At 51.0% G+C, this 7454-nt stretch carries 6 protein-coding genes and 1 pseudogene; 1 reads left to right on the top strand and 6 read right to left on the bottom strand.

Annotation, left to right across the window (positions count from 1 at the left end; translation table 11 throughout):
- Positions 1–226: pseudogene (locus FIM25_RS17120) on the top strand (RNA polymerase subunit sigma); the annotation flags it as partial.
- Between the two features lie 413 nt (positions 227–639).
- Here the strand turns inward: FIM25_RS17120 and FIM25_RS11960 are convergent.
- The 6 genes from FIM25_RS11960 to FIM25_RS11935 all read right to left on the bottom strand — a co-directional run bounded on the left by FIM25_RS11960 (position 640) and on the right by FIM25_RS11935 (position 7440).
- A complete protein-coding gene (locus FIM25_RS11960; RefSeq protein WP_139449622.1) occupies positions 640–1275 on the bottom strand; it encodes a class II aldolase/adducin family protein in 636 nt (211 codons plus the stop codon).
- 96 nt (positions 1276–1371) lie between these two features.
- On the bottom strand, positions 1372–2331 hold the full coding sequence (locus tag FIM25_RS11955) for an electron transfer flavoprotein subunit alpha/FixB family protein (RefSeq protein ID WP_139449620.1): 960 nt from the start codon (positions 2329–2331) through the stop codon (positions 1372–1374).
- Positions 2331–3119, bottom strand: a complete 789-nt coding sequence (locus FIM25_RS11950) for an electron transfer flavoprotein subunit beta/FixA family protein (RefSeq protein ID WP_139449618.1) — start codon at positions 3117–3119, stop codon at positions 2331–2333. The genes FIM25_RS11955 and FIM25_RS11950 overlap by 1 nt, the downstream gene beginning before the upstream one ends.
- A gap of 112 nt (positions 3120–3231) precedes the next feature.
- A complete protein-coding gene (locus tag FIM25_RS11945) occupies positions 3232–5298 on the bottom strand; it encodes a (Fe-S)-binding protein (protein ID WP_139449616.1) in 2067 nt (688 codons plus the stop codon).
- Positions 5299–5343: 45 nt separating this feature from the next.
- On the bottom strand, positions 5344–5532 hold the full coding sequence (locus FIM25_RS11940) for a hypothetical protein (RefSeq protein ID WP_139449613.1): 189 nt from the start codon (positions 5530–5532) through the stop codon (positions 5344–5346).
- A gap of 105 nt (positions 5533–5637) precedes the next feature.
- A complete protein-coding gene (locus tag FIM25_RS11935; protein WP_139449611.1) occupies positions 5638–7440 on the bottom strand; it encodes an acyl-CoA dehydrogenase in 1803 nt (600 codons plus the stop codon).
- Between the last annotated feature and the right edge of the window lie 14 nt (positions 7441–7454).

The raw sequence follows: 7454 nt of genomic DNA, 5'->3' as shown, positions 1-7454 counted from the left end.
GTATACAGCACAGGAATACAGCATAAGCTGTGATCTCATGCTGGTAATCGGCACATCCGCAGAGGTCTGGCCTGCGGCGGATCTGCCAAGGATGGCAAAAAACAGAAGCGCACTGATTCTGGAAATAAACCCGGAACCCACATCACTGACCCCGATATCCGACGGGCTTCTCAGGGGCCGGGCAGGAGAGCTTCTTCCGCAGCTTGTAGCAAGGGTACAGGGTTAAAAAATTGTTCTGAATAATTACTTATTCAGAACAGTTTATTCCGAACTGCCAATGCTGTAGTTGCATCAGCTTCGTAATGCTGCAAGACTCTGTGGCTATTTGCAAGTGACATTGCAATCGTTTCGGATCAGAGCTTTRCAGGCCTGTGCKAAAGAAGCGGCAAACTGTCTGAGCCGCCACAAAGGCAGCGTACCAAGGCCTGCTATGGTAATCAAAAAGCTTATCCTGCCTGTGGCGGGGAGTTTTTGCCGCTTCCGCACAGGGCAAGAAGCTCTAAGAATAAGATTGCGTCACGGGCAAATAGCCTGGGGCCTGTGCATCTGCCTTGCAGATATGGTACCTGAAAAACTGTGCAGAACAGTTACAAAATAAGAAAAAAAACGCCGGGCCGATCTCCCTACTCCCGGCGTTTTTTACTTAAGACCTCTGTATTTTCTAAACTTCTCCAGAACCGGTGCCATGGCTTTTTCATCCAGAATCACAGGCTCTCCCACAGCCTTAGCCCGCAGATACACCCCTGCCACAAACTCTATTTCCTCAGCAACTTCATAGGCTTCCCTCAGATCAGCCCCCATACTTACCAAACCATGGTTGGCCAGCAGCAGAGCCTTGCCATCCCCCATCCCCTTCACCACATGGTCTGCCAGCTCCTGACTGCCAAAAATGGCATAGGGAGCCACAGGAACCTCATTTCTTTCCCCATAGCCTACCAGATAGTGAACCGCAGGTAGGGACCAGCCCAGACAGGCAAGGGTGGTAGCCCAGGGTGAGTGGGTATGCACAACGGCAGAGATATCCTTTCTGGCTTCATAAAGTGCCAGATGAAAACCCAGCTCACTGGATGCAGCCCGCCTGCCCCTGAGAATTTTTCCTGAGAAATCCACCAGCACCATATCTTCTGGCTCCATATCCCCATAGGCCATGGCACTGGGCGTAATCAGCACGGAGTCTTTTACCCGTACACTGAGGTTACCGCCGGAACCCGTTACAAGCCCGGCTGCATGCATCTTATTGCCATAGTGCAAAAGCAGATCCGCTTCTTTTTCCATACCCTCTCCTTAAAAATATAAAAACCGGAACCCATCCCGCAGTGGGGAAAGGTCCCGGTTTTTTATCTTTTTACAAGCTTATCAGAAAACTGTTTTTTACAGATCTCCGAGGGCTTCGGTCAGCTCAGGAATGAACTCGAGGATGTCTGCCTCAATACCCACATTGGCCACCTGGAAGATGGGAGCATTGGGGTTTTTGTTGACAGCAATGATCACACCACCCTTGATACCACCCATATGCTGGAAGGAACCGGAAATACCCATGGCAAGGTAAACCTTGGGCTTAACGGTTTTACCGGAAGTTCCCACCTGACGGGAAGCATCCATCCACTTGGCATCCACGATGGGGCGCGAGCAGGCAACCTCTGCCTGGGAACCGATGGCCTTGGCAAGCTCATGGGCCAGTTCAATATTGTCCTGATCTTCAATACCGCGACCGATGGAAACCAGAACTTCAGCCTTGGTAATGTCAACATCACCAGCCTCAGGCTCACGAATTTCAATAAACTTGCGCTTGGCAGAAACATCTCCTGCGGCCTTTGCCTCAATGGCACCACCAGCAGCAGCAGCACCTTCTTCAGCAGCAACGGCACCAGGACGGATGGTAACCACAGCACCTGCAGACATATCCACGGTAACGTGGGTAGAAACCACACCGCCGTATTCCTGACGGATAACCTTCAGGGTGTCACCATCGGCACCTTCGATATCCACAACATCGGCAACAAAGGCACCGCCGATTTTAACGGCAAGACCGGGAGCAAGGTCCATACCGAAAGTATTGTGGGCCATCAGAACCACAGCACCGGCATCAAGGTTGTTCAGAAGGGCCTTACGAACCACTTCCGCATTGGGATAAGCAAGCTCGGCGGCATCAATCTTCCATACTGCAGGGAAGAGTTCAGCAGCCTTGGCAGCAGCAGCATCCACACCGGAACCCGTTACAATAGCCGTTACAGGGGCATCGGTAAATTTCTTGGCGGCAGCGGCAAGCTCTGCTGCGGAATCATCCAGAACGCCATCACTATGCGCTACGAAAGCATATACAGTTGCCATTACTTCAGCCCTCCATTCGCCTTCATGATGTCAATGAGTTTAGCAATAATTTCTTCGGTGCTGCCAGTAAGCATTTCCGCACCTTCACCGGTTTCGGGGATGAAGTAATCAACCCGCTTGGTCTTGGCACCAGCTGCACCCACCGTAGCAGGGTCAACACCCAGACCAGCTGCATCAAACTCAGGAATTTCAATACCGGAAACCTGACGGATACCCTTGATACCCACATAGCGGGGCTCATTGATACCGGTCTGGATGGAAAGAACACAGGGAAGCTCAATTTCGTTAACTTCCTGATTTCCACCTTCAATTTCACGACCAACGGTCAGCTTACCATCACCCACTTCAACCATATTTACAAGGGAAGCATAGGGCAGATCCATCATGGCGGCCAGCATACCACCAACGGCAGCATAACCGGCATCGGCCTGAGCACCGGTCATGATGAGGTCATACTTGCCCTTTTCAGCAGCCGCCTTCAGCAGGGTAGCAATACCCATGGAGTCGGAATCCTCAAAGGCTTCGTCATTGAGCAGAATACCATTCTGGGCACCCATGGCCATTTCACGACGCAGAACCTCATCTGCCTCTTCGTCGCCTACGGTAACAACCGTAACCGTACCGCCTACCTTGTCCACAATCTGAATGGCTTCCTCAACGGCATAGTTGTCCCACTCGTTGACCGAATACACCAGATCATCCCGCTCGATGTCATTCCCCGCACTGTTGAGCTCAATTTCGTTCTCCGCAGTATCGGGAACTCTCTTGACGCATACCAAGATTTCCATGAATTCCTCCCAGTTAAAATTTTGTTTGGCCATTTTGTTGCCAGGATGCCGGATAAGATCCAGTACCCTTTGACCTAATCCGGCACCGGACTTCCGGCACCGGACATGGGTTTTATTTTACCATATGCTGCTCAAGAAGCTCCACAAGATCCAGCGCTTCAATCTTGCCTTCATAACCGGCAACCTTGATGGCATCTTCCATATTCACAAGGCAGAAGGGACATGCCGTTACGATTACATTGGCACCAGCCTTGGCTGCCATCTTAACACGGAGAACCGCCATGCGCTCTTCTTCGTGGGGCTCATAGAAGAGCATCAGACCACCACCGGAGCAGCAGAAAGAACGGTCACCGCTTTTCAGCATTTCCACGGTACGGATACCGGGGATAGCATTCAGAGCCGCACGGGGATCTTCATATACCCCATTATGACGTCCCAGATAGCAGGGATCATGATAGGTGTAAACCCTTGTGGCATCGGTAATGGTTTTCAGCTTGATTTTACCCGCCTTTACGGCACGGGTAACAACGGAACTGATATGCTCCACAGGAATGGAAAGCTGATAATCATTTTTAAGGGCATTGAAGGCATGGGGGTCTGCGGTGACAATGCGCTTGGCACCGGATTCCTTGATCTGCTCCATGTTATGGTTTTTCAGATCCTGATAAAGGAACTCCTCACCAAAACGGATGACCTCATTACCGGAATCCTTTTCCGCCTTGCCAAGAATACCAAAGTTTTCTCCGGCAGCCTGAAGCAGCTTGGCCGTGCTCTTGGCAATACCCACCATACGGTCATCAAAGGAAGAGATGGAATCCACAAAGTAAAGGGTATTGACGGCTTCTTCACCATCCACAACCTTGACAGGACAATCCTCTTCGATGTCCTTGGTCCAGTCCGCACGCTTTTTCTCCATCTTACCCCAGGCATTGCCGCGCTTGGCAAGGGCCTGCATAGGCTTCTGAAGGGTCTGGGGTACTTCGCCATCATCCACAAGGCCACGGCGCAGGTCCACAATTTTATCAATATATTCAATCCCGATGGGACATTCCTGCTCACAGGCACCGCAAGTGGTACAGCTCCAGATTTCTTCTTCTTCGTACACATTACCCATCAGGTTATCGCTTTTAAGAATGGGACCCGTCAGGGGATAGGTATTGAAGACGGCCTCACGACCTTTAATGGAGATGAAACGGGGAGACAGAGCACGACCTACGGTATTGGCCGGACACTGGTCTGAGCAGCGACCACAATCGGCGCAGGTGTAGAAATCAAGGATGTGCTTCCAGGTAAAATCTTCCAGCTTCTTTACACCGATGGACTTGAGATTTTCCATCTCTTCTGCACTCAGGCCATACTCGATGGGCTTGATATTACCAGTACGGGTACGCATGAAGTACACGTTGAAAAGGGAGGTGATAACATGGAAATGCTTGCCCAAGGGTAAAAAGCAAAGGAAAAAGAAGAAGGTAAAATCATGGATGAAATATGCAGCCACATGCAGTGTCTGCAGGGTTTCCATGGGGGTGTTCAGCAGGCTGTTTTTCAAAAACCAGGGCAGACTTCCGGGCGGCAGGAAGTGGGCATGGGCACCGGTCTGGATCTGGGCGGCAACAATGGCAGCCTCGAACAGGGATTCGGAAACCATGAGGGTCATAATGATGCAGAGAACGAATACGGCTTCTGCGGTATGATCCTTGCCAAAGCGGGCAGGTACCTCATAACGCTCGGGCCGGAAGATGCCGCGGCGGATGGCAGCCACAAAACAGGCTGCAAAAACGATGGTAGCCGCATAATCCTTGGCAACATTGTAAATCATACCGATCATCTGGTCATGGCCGAACCCGGGAAGAGCAAAATCGGGTATCACACCAATGACCACAAGGCTCATGGAGCGCAGGGCCAGCACAAGAAAACCGAAGAAAATGAGGATGTGAAGAACACCACCCATCATGTAACGGGGCTGGCGGATCTGGCCCAGCCAGATCAGGGCCACATTCCAGATACGCTGAGGGATGGCGTCAAAACGGTCATCCTTGCGGGCCCTGGTCAGCGGAGCAATACGCTTGGCCATGATGTAGGTGAAAAGAGCAATGCCCACGATCGGAATCAACACGGAAAATAAAACCGTGGGGATACCCAGAAACGTGTACTGCGCAGGCGCAATCAATGGTTCCATGGATTCATCCTTCCCTTAACAAAGTCCTGAAAACGGTTAATAATATTAAATACCAAAAAGTAAAAAGCGGATTATAACATCCCGCTGTATCGCTGGATATATGGATCGGAACACTTTTAATAAAGAAAAAGCGGTTACGTCAAGTAAAAAAACCAAAATCCAACTGCTCAGCCCCCCTTGTTCTTCAGGAGTTTCAACCCCTGCAGGGTTAAAAGCACAGAAGTCTGCCTTCATGAGACTACCTTCAGTCTGCCGAATACAAAAAAGCCGGGGAAGCCCCCGGCTCTTTTACCCGGACAGACCCTGTAAGGATCTGTCCATTCATAATTTTCACTTTTATCAGGAGAGGAAAGAGCTTTCATCTATGCTCATGGCCGCATCAGCCCCGCGGAGAATGGCATTCATCTTACCGTCGGTTACGGGAAGCTGATTGTAGATGAAAAACTCTGCGGATTTAATGACACCATTATAAAAGGCATCTTCTTTTTTCTTTTTACCCAGACTGCCCTGGGCAATGGTGGCCCGCCACAACAGCATCCAGGCAGAGGTAAGATCACCCACCACATCGAGGAAAGGATGGGCAAAGCTGAAGGCATTCATCACCTTATCGCTCATGGCGGTTTTGCCCATGTGCATGGCCACTTCACCCATCTTGTTCAGGCTGGCTTCAGCCTGGGCAGCCATGGGAGCAAGCTCAGGAACCGCCTTGGCCTCTGCAATGGTAGCACCGATTTTCTGCATGAGAGACATAAAGATCTTGCCTTTTTTCATGCCCAGCTTGCGGCCCAGAAGGTCCATTGCCTGAATACCGTTGGTGCCTTCATAAATCAGGGTAATGCGCACGTCCCTGAGAAGCTGTGACAGGGGATATTCCTCGATGAATCCATAGCCGCCATATACCTGCATGCCCTGGGAGACCACATCAAAACTGCGGTCCGTTACATAGCCCTTGCCGATGGGAGTCAGAACCTCCACCAGACCTTCATACAGCTCCTTTTCCTCAGGGTCCGTTGCCAGATGGGCCATATCGTCGCAGTAGGCAATGTAATACAGAATGGAGCGCATGGCTTCGGTGTAGGTCTTCATCATCATAAGCTGACGCCGTACATCAGGATGCTGGATAATGGGCACACCGCCACCCTTGGGATTGGTTATAAGGGCACCCTGCACTCGTTCCTTGGCATAGTTAAGCGAATACATATAAGCTGCGGAAGCACAGGCAAAACCCTGCATACCCACCAGCAGACGGGCCTCATTCATCATGAGGAACATATGGGCCATACCCTTGTTGGGTTCGCCCAGAAGCTCACCGATGCAATCGTCTTTTCCACCGAGTGCCAGAGAGCAGGTACAATTGCCATGGATGCCCATCTTGTGCTCAATGCCCGTACATACAACATCATTAAATGCGCCGAGGCTGCCGTCATCGTTCACCCTGTATTTGGGAACAAGGAAGAGGGAAATACCCCTGGTACCTGCGGGAGCACCCTCAATACGTGCCAGAACGGGATGAACGATATTATCGGAGAGCTGATCCTGCTCACCTCCGGAGATGAAAATCTTGCTGCCTACAATTTTATAAGTACCGTCGGGCTGGGGATAGGCCATGGTTTCAAGGGCACCCACGTCGGAACCAGCGCAGGCCTCAGTAAGAAGCATGGTGCCGCACCACTCACCCGTATAGATTTTTTTCAGAAAAAGCTGCTTCTGCTTATCCGTACCAAAGGATTCCACCAGTTTACCGGCACCATGGGTAAGACCCGGATACATCATGAAGGGATAATTGGCACCATTGAAGAACTCACTGGCCGCAAGGGCTACGGTTTTCGGCATACCCTGCCCACCCCACTCGGGGTCTTCGCTCATGGCCGTCCACTCGCCCTTTTTCAAAAGCTCATAGGCCCGCTCAAAGGATTCGGGGATACGGACCTTACCGTTTTCAAAGGTGCAACCGATGGTATCGCCATCCTTCCACGTGGGCAAAAGCTCCTTGATGGCAAGGTTTCTGGCCTCATTCACGATCATATCCACGGTTTTTTTATTGAAATCCGCAAATTTTTCCTGCTCGGAAAACTTACCCACTTCAAGCTGCTCATGCAGAACAAAATCCACATCCCGTCTTTCAGAAATCAACTGTGCCATGCTGGGTCTCCTTG

It is taken from the genome of Desulfobotulus mexicanus (genome assembly GCF_006175995.1).
GTDB lineage: Bacteria > Desulfobacterota > Desulfobacteria > Desulfobacterales > ASO4-4 > Desulfobotulus > Desulfobotulus mexicanus.
The sequence above is the reverse complement of the archived record's forward strand: the minus strand, read 5'-3'. Positions and strand labels throughout refer to the sequence as shown.

Coding starts and splice junctions, on each gene's coding strand:
- FIM25_RS11960 (WP_139449622.1), bottom strand. CDS start 1,275: ATGGAAAAAGAAGCGGATCTGCTTTTGCACTATGGCAATAAGATGCAT.
- FIM25_RS11955 (WP_139449620.1), bottom strand. CDS start 2,331: ATGGCAACTGTATATGCTTTCGTAGCGCATAGTGATGGCGTTCTGGAT.
- FIM25_RS11950 (WP_139449618.1), bottom strand. CDS start 3,119: ATGGAAATCTTGGTATGCGTCAAGAGAGTTCCCGATACTGCGGAGAAC.
- FIM25_RS11945 (WP_139449616.1), bottom strand. CDS start 5,298: ATGGAACCATTGATTGCGCCTGCGCAGTACACGTTTCTGGGTATCCCC.
- FIM25_RS11940 (WP_139449613.1), bottom strand. CDS start 5,532: ATGAAGGCAGACTTCTGTGCTTTTAACCCTGCAGGGGTTGAAACTCCT.
- FIM25_RS11935 (WP_139449611.1), bottom strand. CDS start 7,440: ATGGCACAGTTGATTTCTGAAAGACGGGATGTGGATTTTGTTCTGCAT.